Origin of the sequence: Tabrizicola sp. (assembly GCF_041919135.1) — a bacterium.
Lineage (GTDB): Bacteria > Pseudomonadota > Alphaproteobacteria > Rhodobacterales > Rhodobacteraceae > Tabrizicola.
In genome coordinates this window covers 215,721-229,769 of sequence record NZ_JAYRUJ010000002.1, presented here as the reverse complement: position 1 = coordinate 229,769, position 14,049 = coordinate 215,721, and the positions used below count along the sequence as shown (strand labels likewise).

Below are 14,049 nucleotides of genomic sequence, written 5' to 3'. Positions count from 1 at the left end.
TCCCTCTGGACAGCCCCCCGCGCCTTGGGTATCACCCGCCCACCAAAGCGTGCCCAGATAGCTCAGTTGGTAGAGCAGCGGATTGAAAATCCGCGTGTCGCTGGTTCGATTCCGGCTCTGGGCACCACTCATCTCCTACAGACCATCTTCGCGCCAGAAAATTGAGTAGAATCAATTCTCTTGGTATCGGTGTGCCTCCACGCTTCCCTATGTGCCTCGGCCTGTTGCGGTGCTAAGTCGCGGTATCGCAGAGCGTGATCGCCGATGCAGCACGGCTGCGCGGATTGCGGCTGTGAGCGGCGGCGGCACCCTGTCGCAGCTTCGGGGCGGCGCTTCACCGCTTCGTGCATCGCATCCGCCGGTGCGGGGATGCAGGATAGGAAGCATGCGCAACGTCGACCCGAAAGCCGGGCCCGTGGTCCCAGGATGACCGCCCGGCCCGCCTGCCAGTCTGCACGGCCCCTGCCGGATGGGGGCTTCCCCCTTGTCCTCGGGGCCCGGGCGGGCTTGCGGCAGTTGGCGCTGTGCATCCTTCTGTTCGCCTTCGCGGCGCTGGTGCTGCAGGCTCCGGCCGAGGCTGGCGCCGGACCCCATGCGCCCCACCGGGACCACGCCGGCATGACCGGCCATTGCCCCGGGCAGGACGAGGCGCAGGCGTCGGACCTGGCCCCGGATTGCTCCGGTGACATGGGCGGGATCTGCTGTCAGGCCTGTCTCGCCGTGGTCCTGCCTGCCGGGCCGCTGCCCGTCGCCCTGCCGCAGACTGGCGAAAGCTTCCGGCAGGAGACTTTGGACCTGCGGGCAAGATCCCCCGACCGACTCCTGCGGCCGCCGCGACCCGGCATCCTGTGACGCGCCGATCCGGCGCATTTCCGCATGACCACAGGAACTTGGCCGCCGCCCCTCTGATGGGGCAGGCGCTTACTCAGGATGACCAGAATGAACCGAACCGCAATCACACTCTCGCTTGCCCTCCTCGCCGGCCTGCCGGCCCTTGCCCAGGAGGGGCACGACACCCACCACGCCGAGACCCCGGCCGATCAGATGCCGGAACTACCCGGACAGTGCCGGGACATGATGCAGGCAATGCCCGCCGACTGCATGGCAGCGATGCAGCAGATGATGCAGGGGACGATGGCCCCGACCCAGGCGGATGCGAACCTGCCCGACTTCACCCGCGCCAATCTTGCGGCGATGGAGGCGATGCACGGGCCGATGATGCAGGGCGTCAGGGCGGAAGACCCGGACCTTGCCTTCGTCCGGGGCATGATCCCGCATCATCAGGGTGCGATCGACATGGCGCGGATCGTCCAGCGCCATGGCGACGATCCGCAGGTGCAGGCATGGGCGGCGCAGATCATTGCCGCGCAAGAGGCCGAGATCGCCGCGATGCAGGACTGGCTGGCGGCCCAGGCCCCGCAGGCCGCGATGGATATGGGCGGCGGCACCGTCTATTCGGCCAACGAGGGCGGCAGTTCGATCAGCACCATCGACCTTGCCACAGGCGCGGTTTCCACGGTCACCCTGCCGCTGGCGCCGCACAACGTCGACCTGACCCCTGATGGCAAGTACCTGCTTGCGGTCGGCCAGCCCGCGACGGGCGATCACGGCGGCGAGGCGCATGGCCATGATGCCGAAGGGGCGGCCGAGGGCCTGCTGGCCATCCTCGCCCCTGCGCACCTCTCCGCCCCGCCCAGGACCGTCGCGGTCGGGGAGCATCCCGCCCATGTCGTCGCCGACCGCACGGGCCGTGCCTTCGTCAGCCTGTCCGGCGGAAACGAAGTCGCCGTGGTCGACCTGGCCAAGGCCGAGGTCATCGCGCGCATCCCGACCGGCGCCTATCCGCATGGCCTGCGCCTCAGCCCGGACCAGTCCCAGCTTTACGTCGCCAATGTCGAGGATGGCTCGGTCTCGGTCATCGACACCGCCAGCCTGGCCGAGGTCGCGCGGATCCCGATCGGCAAGGCTCCGGTGCAGGTGGGCTTCACGCCCTCGGGCGCGCAGGTCTATGTCTCGCTGCGCGACGAGAACCGCGTGGCGGTGATCGACACCGCGACCCGTGACGTCCTGAGCCGGGTCGATGTCGGAGCGAAGCCGATCCAGATGGCCGCGACCCCGGACGGCGCTTTCGTCTATGTCGCCAACCAGGGCACCGAGGCCGCGCCGGATGACACCGTCTCGGTCATCGACACCGCAAGCGGCAAGGTGGTGAAGACGATCACCACCGGCCCCGGCGCGCATGGTGTCTCGGTCTCGGCGGACGGGGCCTTCGTCTTCGTGACCAACATCGCCGCCGATTCCGTCTCGATCATCGACACGCGCGCGCAAGAGGTGGTGGCGACGGTGCCTGTCGGCGACCGGCCGAACGGCGTGGTCTACGGACGGGCTGACTGAGGGGACCAAAGCTGGCGTCCGGGCAACCGGGCGCCACCTGGCCCTTCGCGTCACGACCGCTTTTTGCGACAAATGGCGACCCCGGGAGGACTTGAACCCCCAACCCCAGACTTAGAAGGTCCGTGCTCTATCCAGTTGAGCTACGGGGCCGTGTTCTTCTCTGATAGCGGTTCGGAAAACGGTTCGCAACGGCTCGCCACTTCCCTAACCTGTTGTCTCCGCTTCCCTATTCCGGTCGAGGGCGGCCGCTTGGAAGGGCCTTGCCCTATCCGGTCGGGCTGTGAGCCCGCACGGGTCCCTTTTGCGGCAGGCGAAGGGATCAGGCAAGCATCTTCGTCATGAAGACCGAATTCGGATCGTCATGGTAGCCCTCGAACGGCGGGCAGTCCACGAAACCTGCGCGGGCGTAAAGTGCGCGGGCGGCGATGAAGGTGGGCTGGATGCCGGTTTCCAGGCTCAGCCGGGCGAAACCGTCCCGCCGCGCCTCGGCGAGCAAATGGTCGAGCATCGCCTTCGACAACCCGCGTCCGCGCGCTTCGGACAGGACATGCATCGACTTGATCTCGGCATGGCTCGCGTCGATCCGCTTGTAGGCCCCCATCGCCAGGGGCGTGCCACTCTCGCGCAGGACGAAGAAGGCGATATGCGGCTGGTCGAGCGCCGAGGCATCCATCATGTGGATGCTCTCGGGCGGGGTGTCGGCATGCATGTCGGCGGTATGCCGCTCCATCAGGAGGGCGAGGTCGGCCCCGGTGGGCCGTTCGCGCGCGATGGTCCAGGCCATCAATGCGTCCAGGCACCCTTGCGGTCGGTGGCGAAGTTCTCGCCATAGCCGCGGGCGCGGATGTTGGCGCGGCGCGGCGTCGGCTCGACCAGGTCATAGGCGATGCCCTTCTCGGCGGCATAGGCCTCGGCCGCCTCGCGCGTTTCGAAGCGCAGCCGGACCTGCGACTGGGTGTCGTCGGACGAGGTCCAGCCCATCAGCGGGTCGATGTCCCGCGCACTGGCCGGAGCATATTCCAGCACCCAGAGATGGGTCTTGGCGGTGCCGGATTGCATGGCGGTGCGGGCGGGCTGGTAGATGCGGGCGCGCATGAGAATACCTCCGAGGATCGCCCCTGTTATTGTCCAAGCTTTCGGGAAAGCGCAAGCCGGTGATTTGTCGCGGAAAGGACTGTCGGCCGGTCCCGGGGAGCGTGGGTGGGGTGAAGGGGACCGACCGACAGCAACAGTTGCTGCTTGCCTGTCCACTCTGCCGCAGTCCGCCCCCTTATTCAACCAAAAGGTGAGTGGCGCGCCGCAAATAACCGCAAGTGATCAGGCCTTCCGCTCCAGCCGCAGCATCAGATAGCGGTTGAAGGTCTGGAACCCCTCGGCGTTGCGCTCGGTTCCGGTCAGGCGGCGCATCAGATTCGCCCGCCGCTTCTTCGACAGGAACAGGCCGATGAACCGCGTCAGCGACCAGTGCGCAGCGGGTTTGCGGGTCCTGATCTCGTCCGAAAGCCGGGTCACGCCATGACCGATCACGTTGAAGAACTGCTGCTCGAGGTCGATCGAGGGCGCGACCTCGGCGGTGATGTCCTCCTCTGCCGCCACGCGGAAGGCCGACCCCTCCAGCGCCTTGCGGAACGCCGCCAGCCCATGCCCGCCCCCGGCCTGCGGCCCATGTGCGCGGCGGCCCTTGTAGGCCTCGGTGCGGAAGCAGTCGGCGATAACCACCTGCCCGCCGGGGGCCAGAAGGGCGGCGCATTTCGGCAGGCTCTCCGCCATCGGGATGTACTGGAAACTTTCCGAGAACAGGCACAGGTCATAGGGCCCCTGGCCGGAAAACGCCTCGAAGGTGCATTCACGGACCGTGGCGCCGGGTGCATTGGCCCGGCAGCGCGCGGCAAGGAAGGCCGAGGGGACGACGATCTCGACCTGGTGCCCAAGGTCGAGGAGCTTGCGCGCGGTTTCCCCCGCGCCGCCGCCGATATCCAGGATCCGCAGCCGGCCCGGCGGCAGATAGCCGAACAGCTTGGCGGTATAGGCCTCCTGCGCGGCCTTCAGGTTGGCCGCGGTGACCTCCAGCCCGGTCCAAAGCCCGTAATGCAGGTTCTCGGCCCCGGTCAGCCAGCGGATGAACGCCAGCCCCACATCCAGGCCCACCGCCCGCGTGTCGATCTTTTCCGCCATCATGCACCTCGCGTCCGGTGCCTTAGCCGCTTCGCCGCCGAACAGCAACGGTTTCGCCCCCGGCGCGCGGATCACGCCTTGAACTGGAACAAAAACGGATCAAATCTGTCCCGTCGCGACTCTTGCGGAAGGTGGCCCATGCCGCACAACAATTCCAACGCGCTGACCGAACGCCCCGACGTCCTGACCCGGCCCAAGCTGGAAGGCGGGCGGCGCTTCGTGCTGTCCACGCCGTTCCAGCCCGCAGGCGACCAGCCGACCGCGATTGCCGAACTGACGGCGGGGGTGCTGGCGGGCGAGCGTGACCAGGTGCTGCTTGGCGCCACGGGGACCGGCAAGACCTTCACCATGGCCAAGGTGATCGAGGAAACCCAGCGCCCCGCCATCATCCTCGCGCCCAACAAGACGCTGGCCGCGCAGTTGTATGGCGAGTTCAAGGGCTTCTTCCCCGACAACGCGGTGGAGTATTTCGTCAGCTACTACGACTATTACCAGCCCGAGGCCTATGTCGCCCGCACCGACACCTATATCGAGAAGGAATCCCAGATCAACGAGCAGATCGACCGGATGCGCCACTCGGCCACCCGGGCGCTTCTCGAACGCGACGACGTGATCATCGTCGCCTCGGTCTCCTGCATCTACGGCATCGGCTCGGTCGAGACCTATTCCGCGATGACGCAGGACCTGATCACCGGCCAGTTCTACGACCAGCGCAAGGTGATCGCCGAGCTGGTGGCGCAGCAATACCGGCGGCTCGAGGGCAGTTTCCAGCGCGGGGCCTTCCGGGTGCGGGGCGACAGCCTGGAGGTCTGGCCCGCGCACCTCGAGGACCGGGCCTGGCGGTTCTCCTTCTTCGGCGAGGAGCTGGAGGCGATCACCGAATTCGACCCGCTGACCGGGGCGAAGACCGACAGTTTCAAGCAGATCCGCATCTATGCGAACAGCCACTACGTCACCCCGCGCCCGACGCTGGCCCAGGCCATCAAGGGCATCAAGGAAGAGCTGTTCCACCGCCTCAAGCAGCTGCAATCCGAAGGCAAGCTGCTGGAGGCGCAACGGCTGGAGCAGCGCAGCAACTTCGACCTCGAGATGCTGGAGGCCACCGGCTCCTGCGCCGGGATCGAGAACTATTCGCGCTACCTGACCGGCCGCGCGCCGGGCGAGCCGCCGCCGACGCTGTTCGAATTCATCCCTGACAATGCCATCGTCTTCGCCGACGAAAGCCATGTCTCGGTCCCCCAGATCGGCGGCATGTACAAGGGCGACTTCCGGCGCAAGTTCACCCTGGCCGAACATGGCTTCCGGCTGCCGAGTTGCATGGACAACCGCCCCTTGAAGTTCGAGGAATGGGACGCCATGCGGCCGCAATCCGTCTTCGTCTCCGCCACCCCCGCCGCCTGGGAGCTGGAGCAGACCGGCGGCGTCTTCACCGAACAGGTGATCCGGCCCACCGGCCTTCTGGACCCCCAGGTCGAGATCCGGCCGGTCGAGATGCAGGTGGACGACCTTCTGGACGAGATCCGCAAGGTCTCGGCCCGGGGGATGCGGACGCTGGTCACGGTGCTGACCAAGCGCATGGCCGAGGACCTGACGGAGTATCTGCACGAACAGGGCATCAGGGTGCGCTACATGCACTCCGACATCGACACGATCGAGCGGATCGAGATCCTGCGCGACCTGCGGCTGGGGGCGTTCGACGCGCTGGTCGGGATCAACCTGCTGCGCGAGGGGCTGGACATCCCGGAATGCGGCCTGGTGGCGATCCTCGACGCCGACAAGGAGGGTTTCCTGCGCTCGGAGACCAGCCTGATCCAGACCATCGGCCGCGCGGCGCGGAACGCGGACGGGCGGGTGATCATGTATGCCGACCGGATCACCGGCAGCATGGAACGCGCGCTGGCCGAGACCAACCGCCGCCGCGAAAAGCAGATGGCCTACAACGTGGAACACGGCATCACCCCCGAGACGGTGAAGAAGAACGTCGAGGACGTGCTTGCCGGCCTCTGGCAGGGCGACACCGACCAGAGCCGGATCACCACCCGGGTGGACAAGCCGATGGTGGGGCAGAACCTCGCCGCGCATCTGGAGGCGCTGCGGGCGCAGATGCGCAAGGCGGCCGAGAACCTGGATTTCGAGGAAGCGGCGCGCCTGCGCGACGAGGTGAAGCGGCTGGAAGCGGTGGAACTGGCGGTGGCCGACGACCCCTTCGCCCGGCAGGAGGCGGTCGAGGAGGCGGTGGTGGAGGCGACGAAGCTGTCGGGCCGCTCGACGGCAGGCCGGCCGGGGCAAAGAGGCGGCAAGCGATCGCGGCGCGGGCGTTAGGGGCGGTGGGCGGATCATGGCACTCCGTTTGGCCAGGTTGACGGTGAATGGCGCCGGGCGGAGACGGCGGTAGTTCGATATGGGTTGCCCTGCAAAGATCGGGCACGCGGGTAGGGCGGGCAATACTGCCACCTTGCGAACCCGGTCTCACTCGATCAGGACGATGTCCTCCTCCGGCCCTGACGGGGTGATCTCCCGGCAGGTGACGATCTCGCTTTCCCGCTCGTCCCAATAGCGCGGGTCGGCCAGCACCTCGGGCGGCAGCCGGTCCTTGTCGAAGACCCGCCGTTTCGCGCGCCTGACCGTCACCTCGAACCGATTGGAGCGCAGCCGCGCACCCGGGCGCAGGAAGCCCGCCCGCAGCACCTCGGCCCGGTCCTGCAAGCGGCGGATCTCCGCCTTCAGCCTGGCATATTCGTCGATCGGGTCCATCCTGCACCTCCGCTTTCCCGCAGTCTGCGGGGATTCGGTTGCGGCCGGGTTAACGGGAACCTTCACCCATCCCGCCCGTTGCTTCGCGAGGAGGGGCGATGGCAGGGCGCATCCACATCGGCGTCGGCGGCTGGACCTACGAGCCCTGGCGCGGCACCTTCTACCCGCCCGGCCTCCGCCAGGCGGACGAGCTGGCCTTCGCCGCCCGCGCCCTGACCGCGATCGAGGTCAACGGCACCTACTACGGCACCCAGAAGCCCGAGACCTTCCGGCGCTGGGCCGAGGAGGCGCCCGAGGGCTTCGTCTTCGCGCTGAAGGCGCCGCGCTTCGCGACCGCCCGGCGCAAGCTGGCCGAGGGGGGCGACTCCATCCGCCGCTTCCTCGCCTCCGGGCTGGTGGAACTCGGACCGAAGCTCGGCCCGCTCAACTGGCAACTGCCGCCGACCAAGCCGTTCGACGCCGATGACATGGCCGGTTTCCTCGACCTCCTGCCCGACCGGCTGGAGGGCCTGCCGCTCCGCCACGCCATCGAGGCGCGGCACGAGAGCTTCGTCTGCGACACCTTCGCGACGCTGCTCCGCGACCGGGGCCTCGCCGTCGTCCAGGCCGCCGACAGTTCCTACCCGGAGATCGCCGCCGCCACCGCCCCCTTCGCCTATCTCCGCATCATGGGCGCGGTCGCGGGCGAGGAACATGGCTATCCCGCAAAGGACCTCGACCGCTGGGCCGACCGCATCCGCGACATCGCGCGGCAGCGCGAACTGTTCCTCTTCGTCATCTCGGGCCACAAGGTCGCGAACCCTGCGGCCGCGCTGGCGCTGCTGCGGCGGCTTTAGAACACCCCCGTCACCTCGTACATCACCGGCTCGAAGCTGCGGCACAGCTCGTGGATATGCCGGTTGCGCTCGCGCATCTCGGGGGTGCGCAGCATCGCCTGGTAATCCTCGCGCGAGCGCCATTGCGAATAGTTGCAGATCCGGGTCCGGGCGTCGTTCATGTGCAACCCGGCCGAGAGGAAACCGGGCTGGTTGCGGATGCATTCGCGATAGGCGGTTTCCAGCGCCTCGACCAGGTCGAAGGCCGTCGCGGGCGTGGTCTCGAAAGTGGTGATGACGGTTTGTCCCTGGAAATCCTTGACAATCTGGGGCATGTCGGGCCTCCCTTCCTGGGCACAGGATGCCACGGATGCGGGGCAAAGGCATGAAGTTTCTCGACCCCGACGATCCATTCTTCGCACGCGCCTGGGTGCGCTGGCTGACGGTGCTTCTGCCCCTGGCCTGGGGCCTTTTCGAGGCTTTCGCGGGCGCGCCGCTGTGGGCGATCCTGTTTCTTGCGGCGGGGGCCTATGCCGGCTGGATGCTGTTCTTCCGGCGGCGGGGCTAGTCCATCCAGTCGGGAATCGTGACCTCGGCGCCCTGCTGTTCGGACAGGTAATAGGCGCCAAGCGCCAGAAGGGCCGCCACCAGCACCGCGAAGGCGATCTTCCAGATCGACCAGGGACGCTCGCCCTGGACCTCGCCGGTCTGGCCGTTCACCAGAAAGCGGTAGCTCTTGCCGTTGTACTTGTAGGCCGCCATCCAGACCGGCAGGAGGATGTGCTTGAAGGTCTCCTCCGACCAGGCGGTGTCGATGCCGTGGATGCGCTGCTCGTCGCCGCCGATGTCGCGGCGCACGTCGCTGCGGATCACCTCCTCCATCTTGGCGCGGCCTTCGGCATGGCCCTCGGCGAGGGGGACGGTATAGCCCTCGGCCTGGAAGCCGGCCAGGAACTCGGGCGCATAGGGGACCAGCGCGCCAAGGTCCCAGGGGGTAAGCTCGTTGCCCAGGCGGGGCGGCAGGCTGTGCGAGGCCATCACCAGCACATCGTCGAAACCGCGCGCCACCCGGCCCGAGACGGAATGCCAGCGGGTATGGCGCTCGCGCTCCTGCCGGGTCTCCATCCTGCCGTTGACCCGGACCCGGACGGTCCGTGTCGTGTAGTAGTATTCGCCGCGCTCGCCGGAATAGCGGCTGTCGCTGTCGGCGTCGAAGGTCCAGAACGGAACATAGATCCCGTTCATCGCCCGCCCCTTGCGGGCATATTCCAGCAGCGTGTTCGGCGCGAACCAGAGGCTGCCGAGCCATCCGGTCATCGCCTTGCGCGCCTGATCCTCGGTCAGGGCGAAGGGGATCAGCGCCTGCGGCTTGATATGGCGCGTGGTGCCGGTGTCCAGCACGACGGGCGTGGCGCAGAACGGGCATTCGGTGGCATGGGTCGCGCCGCTGATCTCGACCTGCGCGCCGCAGTTCGGGCAACTGGTCGTGCGCGTCTCGACCATGTCGCGGTCCGAGAGATCGTCGTGTAATCCGCGTGCAAGATCAAGCTCTTGCAGGGCGCGGGTCCGGGCGCCGGGCGCCTCGGCCGGGATGTCCTGGACATGGCCGCAATGATCGCAGGTCAGCCGCGTCTGGCCCGGCGCATAGCGCAGCTGCGCGCCGCATTGCTCGCAGGGCCAGCGGTATTCGTCCTGCGGCATGGCTCAGGGTTTCGGCGGGGGCGGCGGCACCTGGTCCAGCAGGCGCGAAAGTTCGGTCTCGGCCGCCATCTTCCAGCCGTCCTGGCCCGCGGTCCAGACCATCGTGGCGCGGGTCAGGCGGCCCTCGCCGGCCAGCCGCGCAAGATCGCCTTCGCCGAACGGACCCGAGGTCGCGCCATCCACCGCCAGATGCCAAACCTTCCCGGCCGGAGGCGGGGGAGGGGGCGGCGGCGGCGCGGCGGCAGCCGGCTGCGCGCCCCAGGGCCCCATGTTCTGCGCCATGCTCGCACCCATGCCCATGCCCATCCCGGCCCCCATGGCCGATCCCATGGCCGAGCCGGGCTGCGACAGGCTTTCGGCGGCGTTGTACTGCATGTAGCGGTTCAGGTCGCCCACCACCCCCATCGAGGTCCGCTTGTCCAGCGCCTTCTCCACCTCTTCCGGCAGGCTGATGTTCTCGATGTAGAATTCCGGGATCGACAGCCCGTATTCCGCCACCTTCGGCGCGATCGCATTGGCGATGACCTTGCCCAGGTCGGCCAGGTTGCCGGCCATGTCCAGCACCGGGATGCCGGATTTCGCCAGCACCTGGCTGGCTTCCTGCACGATGATGTTGCGGATCTGGAAGCTGATCTCGTCCGCGGTGAACTCGCCGTCGGTGCCGACGATCTCGGTCATGAACTTGCCGGGATCGCCCACCCGCATCGAATAAGTCCCGAAGGCGCGCAGGCGGACCGGGCCGAATTCCGGGTCGCGCGCCATGATCGGGTTCTTGGTGCCCCATTTCTGGTCGTTGAAGCGGGTGGTGTTGACGAAATAGACCTCGGACTTGAACGGCGACTGAAAGCCGTGGTCCCAGTGCTGCAGCGTGGTCAGGATCGGCATGTTGTTGGTCTCGAGCATGTAGAGACCGGGGCCGAACACGTCCGCAAGCTGGCCCTCGTGGATGAAGACCGCCGCCTGCCCCTCGCGCACCGTCAGCTTGGCGCCGTATTTGATCGCCTGCCCGCGCCGGTCAAAGCGCCAGACCATCGTGTCGCGCGTGTCATCCAGCCAGGAGATGACGTCGATGAATTCGCCCTTGAGGAAATCGAAGACCATGGCACCCTCCGTTTGGGTTCAACTGTCGCCGCCCATCAGGCGGCTCGCAAGCGAGAAGACGATGGGACGGGCCTCGGCGGCGGTCATGCCGGGGCGCAACTCGCGGCTGTAGAGGATCCGCAAGAGCAGCTCGTCGTGGTCGGTCAGCAGCGCGAATTCCTCGTCGTCGTTGAAGATCGAGGGCCGCGCGCGCGGGGAATCGTTCGGCAGGCCAAGCCCTTGCGTCAGTTCCTCATGCACGCAGGACAGGCGCAGAAGGTCGGGATGCTCGGACCGGATCACCGCGAAGGCGCGGGTATAGGCGCCCGAGTTGCCCTCGGACAGCGCATAGACCAGGCAATAGGTCGAGCGCGGCATCTGGGTGATGCCCGCCACGTCGCCCGACGACAGGTTCGGCAATACGGCGCGGACGGTGGGTCCCAGCGCCTCGCGCTCGTCCTCCGAGACGACATGGATGAAGAAGTTCGGGTTGGCCTCGTCCATCATGATCGGATGGCCGGTGATCGCGGCCAGCCGGCCCACGAAGCTGGCGATCCGCGCGCGGTCGGTGGCCTTGCGCTCGGGGGGCACGCTGGCCCCGAAGCGGACCGAGACGCGGACCGGACCCTCCCAGCGGCGCAAAAGGCTTTCCGTCTCCTGCCGGACGAACCCGCCGCCCGAGCGGCGATATTCGTCGTAAAGCGCGATCTTCAGGAAGTTCTCGGCCAGCATCCGGTCGGTGAAGGGCACATCCGCGCCCGAATCCGACCGCAAAAGACCCTGTGCCAGCAGCGCCTGCTGGATCTGGGCGAAATAGGCCGTGGCCGCCGCGCTTTTCGGCGTCGGCGGGACGGGGATGGGGGCGGCCGCCGGCGCGCGCGGCTGGGGCGCGCGGGGCGGCGTGGCGGTGGGAATGCAGGCGGCCAGGGCCAGGGCGGGCCCGAAGGCCCGCAGGATGCGGGAGAGCGCCACGCCCTACCCCTGCATGCCGGGTGAGGCCTGCCGCGCCTTCGCGGCTGCCAGCGTATCGCGCAATTCTGCCTCCATCTTCACCAGTTCCGCCTCGGCCGCCGCCCGACGGGCCTTGCCCTCGTCGGCGATGGCCAGGCTTTCGTTGATCGTCGCGATCAGCGTCGCATTGGCCTGCTTCACCGTCTCGATGTCGAAGACGCCGCGCTCCATCTCCTCGCGCACCACCTTGTTGGCCTGCTGCAGGTTCTCGGCATTGGATTTCAGCAGCTCGTTGGTCAGGTCGTTGGCGTCCCGCACCGCCTCGGCCGCTTCCTTCGACCGCTGGATCGTCACCGCCTGCGCCAGCTGCGTCTCCCACAGCGGCACGGTGTTGACGAGGGTCGAGTTGATCTTGGTCACCAGGCTCTTGTCGTTTTCCTGCACCAGCCGGATCGAGGGCAAGGACTGCATCGTCACCTGCCGCGTCAGCCGCAGGTCGTGCACCCGGCGCTCCAGATCGTCGCGGGCGGCGCGCAGGTCGCGCAACTCCTGCGCCTTCATCACCTGGTCGGCCTCGGGCGCGGCGGCGACCTCGGCCTCCTTGGCGGGGATGGTGGTGCCGTCGACCTCGGCCAGCTTCGCCTCGCCCGCCGCGATGTAAAGCGCCAGCTCGTTGTAGAAGGTCAGGGTCTTTTCATACAGCACGTCCAGGCTCTTGATGTCCTTCAGCAGCGTATGCTCATGGGTCAGAAGCTCGCCGGTGATCTTGTCGATCTGGCCCTGCACGTCCTCGTATTTGGCGACGAATTCGGCGAAGGGCGCGGCGCGGCCCAGAAGGCGCTCCCACCAGCTCGACTCGCGGCGCAGGTCCAGCTCCTCGCTGGCAAAGCCGCGGATCGTGGTGACGATCTTGCGCAAGCTGTCGCCCGCCGGGCCCACGTCCTTGTTCTTCACGTCCTGCAGCATGGCCTGGCTGATCACCTGCAACTCGGCCTGCGCCGACGAGCCGAAGGCGATGATCGACTGGGTGTTCGACAGGTCGACCTCGGTCATCCGCTGCCGGATCGCCTCGGCCTTGTCGGCGGGGGCTGCGGTCAGGGTCACGACCTCGGCCATGGGTTCTGGCAGGATCACGGCATTGACCTTCTCGACCTCGCTCAGAAGGGCGGCGGCATCGGCCTGGACGGTAGTGGACATGGCAATTCCCCGTTTCAGTGGTCAAGCTTGAGCCGGTCCCGCAGGACGGCGATTTCGACGTCAAGGTCGGTGCGGTTGTTCGACAGGAAGGCCGTCGTCTTCTGCGCGAAGGTGGTTTCCAGATCGGTCAGCAGCGCCTCGTAATCGGCGCGGGCGCTGGCGTCGCGGGTCTGGGCGTAATGGTCGGCGAACTTCACCGTCGCGTCGCGGGCCCCCATCAGGTAGACCGACATGTACTTCCGCGCCGCCGTCAGGTCGCCCGGATCGGTCTCGATGGTGCGGAAAAGGCCGCGGGCGGCGCCGGCGAACTGCGCCACCCGCTTCTCCAGGCCCCGGTCCTTCGCGCGCAGGATCGCGTCCTGCATCGCGGCCAGGTGCTTCTCGCCTTCCTCGACCGCATGGGCGACGCGGCCGGTCTGGAAGGCGTCGATCCCCTCCATCCCCTTGTCGGCCATCGGATCCAGCCCGAAGGCCCCCAGATGCAGGCCCGCGCCGACCAGCGCGTAAAGCAGCGGGATGATCAGGCCCTGATCCGCGATCACGCCGCCCACCGCCAGCGCGGCGCCGGTCAGGATCGCCCCCAGGAGCTTGCGCGGCAGGGCAGGGCGGCGGGCAAGCTTGCGGGAATGATAGGCGGCCTCGGCCTTCAGCCCCTCCCGCGTCAGCCAGGCGGCCAGCACGATCAGCCCGCCGGCGCCAAGGCCCAGCAGCATGTCGCCCGGATCGTCACCGAAGGCGGGAAAAAGGAACAGGAAGGCGCTCAGGAACAGAACCGTCGCCCGCCAGAGCCCGCGCGGCCGTACCTCGACGGTAGCGGATGGTCGCGGGCCGCCCTGGGTCGCGCCCTGCGGCGAATACTTCCCGCCGAACCGTTCGGCCATCAGATGCCCCCCGACCAGGCCACATAGGCCACCAGGGCAACCAGCAGGGTCAGCGCGAGGTTCCTCAATCCGGTTCCAGACATGGCCACCCCCTGCAACCG

Annotated in this window: 15 protein-coding genes and 2 tRNA genes; 6 read left to right on the top strand and 11 right to left on the bottom strand. The window is 67.7% G+C overall.

Annotated elements, in window-relative coordinates; translation table 11 throughout:
• The first annotated feature begins 51 nt into the window (after nt 1-51).
• The 3 genes from ACE3UA_RS03080 (at nt 52) to ACE3UA_RS03070 (ending at nt 2,394) form a co-directional block, all read left to right on the top strand.
• Nucleotides 52-127 (top strand) — tRNA-Phe (locus ACE3UA_RS03080).
• Between the two features lie 389 nt (nt 128-516).
• Nucleotides 517-852, top strand: coding sequence for a hypothetical protein (locus ACE3UA_RS03075; protein WP_374642387.1), 336 nt, complete (start codon nt 517-519; stop codon nt 850-852).
• 87 nt (nt 853-939) lie between these two features.
• Nucleotides 940-2,394 (top strand): DUF305 domain-containing protein, encoded by a 1,455-nt coding sequence (locus ACE3UA_RS03070; protein ID WP_374642385.1) that lies wholly within the window; start codon nt 940-942, stop codon nt 2,392-2,394.
• A gap of 73 nt (nt 2,395-2,467) precedes the next feature.
• On the opposite strand, the gene ACE3UA_RS03065 is transcribed toward ACE3UA_RS03070, so the two are convergent.
• From ACE3UA_RS03065 to ACE3UA_RS03050, 4 genes are all read right to left on the bottom strand, one after another.
• Nucleotides 2,468-2,544: transfer RNA gene (locus tag ACE3UA_RS03065), tRNA-Arg, on the bottom strand.
• A gap of 169 nt (nt 2,545-2,713) precedes the next feature.
• A complete protein-coding gene (locus ACE3UA_RS03060; RefSeq protein ID WP_374642383.1) occupies nt 2,714-3,178 on the bottom strand; it encodes a GNAT family N-acetyltransferase in 465 nt (154 codons plus the stop codon).
• Complete coding sequence (locus ACE3UA_RS03055) at nt 3,178-3,489, bottom strand: ETC complex I subunit (protein WP_374642381.1); 312 nt, start codon at nt 3,487-3,489, stop codon at nt 3,178-3,180. Before ACE3UA_RS03055 ends, ACE3UA_RS03060 begins: the two co-directional genes overlap by 1 nt.
• Nucleotides 3,490-3,711: 222 nt before the next feature.
• Nucleotides 3,712-4,569 (bottom strand): trans-aconitate 2-methyltransferase, encoded by an 858-nt coding sequence (locus ACE3UA_RS03050; RefSeq protein ID WP_374642379.1) that lies wholly within the window; start codon nt 4,567-4,569, stop codon nt 3,712-3,714.
• A 138-nt stretch (nt 4,570-4,707) separates the two neighbouring features.
• On the opposite strand from ACE3UA_RS03050, the gene uvrB reads away from it, so the two are divergent.
• Nucleotides 4,708-6,891: an excinuclease ABC subunit UvrB gene (gene uvrB / locus ACE3UA_RS03045; protein WP_374642377.1), complete on the top strand. Its 2,184-nt coding sequence runs from the start codon at nt 4,708-4,710 to the stop codon at nt 6,889-6,891.
• A 147-nt stretch (nt 6,892-7,038) separates the two neighbouring features.
• Here the strand turns inward: uvrB and ACE3UA_RS03040 are convergent, their stop codons facing one another.
• The gene (locus ACE3UA_RS03040; protein WP_374642374.1) at nt 7,039-7,323 is read right to left on the bottom strand and encodes a hypothetical protein; all 285 of its coding nucleotides are present in this window, start codon (nt 7,321-7,323) and stop codon (nt 7,039-7,041) included.
• Nucleotides 7,324-7,421: 98 nt separating this feature from the next.
• On the opposite strand from ACE3UA_RS03040, the gene ACE3UA_RS03035 reads away from it, so the two are divergent.
• On the top strand, nt 7,422-8,159 hold the full coding sequence (locus tag ACE3UA_RS03035; RefSeq protein ID WP_374642372.1) for a DUF72 domain-containing protein: 738 nt from the start codon (nt 7,422-7,424) through the stop codon (nt 8,157-8,159).
• Here ACE3UA_RS03035 and ACE3UA_RS03030 read toward each other — a convergent pair.
• Nucleotides 8,156-8,473: an antibiotic biosynthesis monooxygenase gene (locus ACE3UA_RS03030; RefSeq protein ID WP_374642370.1), complete on the bottom strand. Its 318-nt coding sequence runs from the start codon at nt 8,471-8,473 to the stop codon at nt 8,156-8,158. The two genes, ACE3UA_RS03035 and ACE3UA_RS03030, sit on opposite strands and share 4 nt — an antisense overlap.
• A gap of 50 nt (nt 8,474-8,523) precedes the next feature.
• Here ACE3UA_RS03030 and ACE3UA_RS03025 point away from each other — a divergent pair, with 50 nt between their 5' ends.
• Nucleotides 8,524-8,706, top strand: a complete 183-nt coding sequence (locus ACE3UA_RS03025) for a hypothetical protein (RefSeq protein WP_374642368.1) — start codon at nt 8,524-8,526, stop codon at nt 8,704-8,706.
• Here ACE3UA_RS03025 and ACE3UA_RS03020 read toward each other — a convergent pair.
• Genes ACE3UA_RS03020 through ACE3UA_RS03000 form a run of 5 tightly spaced genes read right to left on the bottom strand, consistent with a single transcriptional unit; the run spans nt 8,703 to nt 13,948 of the window.
• Complete coding sequence (locus ACE3UA_RS03020) at nt 8,703-9,839, bottom strand: primosomal protein N' (replication factor Y) - superfamily II helicase (protein ID WP_374642366.1); 1,137 nt, start codon at nt 9,837-9,839, stop codon at nt 8,703-8,705. The two genes, ACE3UA_RS03025 and ACE3UA_RS03020, sit on opposite strands and share 4 nt — an antisense overlap.
• A 3-nt stretch (nt 9,840-9,842) precedes the next feature.
• On the bottom strand, nt 9,843-10,940 hold the full coding sequence (locus tag ACE3UA_RS03015) for an SPFH domain-containing protein (protein WP_374642364.1): 1,098 nt from the start codon (nt 10,938-10,940) through the stop codon (nt 9,843-9,845).
• An 18-nt stretch (nt 10,941-10,958) separates the two neighbouring features.
• A complete protein-coding gene (locus tag ACE3UA_RS03010) occupies nt 10,959-11,891 on the bottom strand; it encodes a DUF2927 domain-containing protein (protein ID WP_374642362.1) in 933 nt (310 codons plus the stop codon).
• Between the two features lie 3 nt (nt 11,892-11,894).
• Entirely contained in the window at nt 11,895-13,067 is a 1,173-nt protein-coding gene (locus ACE3UA_RS03005) for a toxic anion resistance protein (protein WP_374642360.1), read from the bottom strand.
• Nucleotides 13,068-13,081: 14 nt separating this feature from the next.
• Nucleotides 13,082-13,948, bottom strand: coding sequence for a 5-bromo-4-chloroindolyl phosphate hydrolysis family protein (locus ACE3UA_RS03000; protein WP_374642358.1), 867 nt, complete (start codon nt 13,946-13,948; stop codon nt 13,082-13,084).
• Nucleotides 13,949-14,049 lie beyond the last annotated feature (101 nt).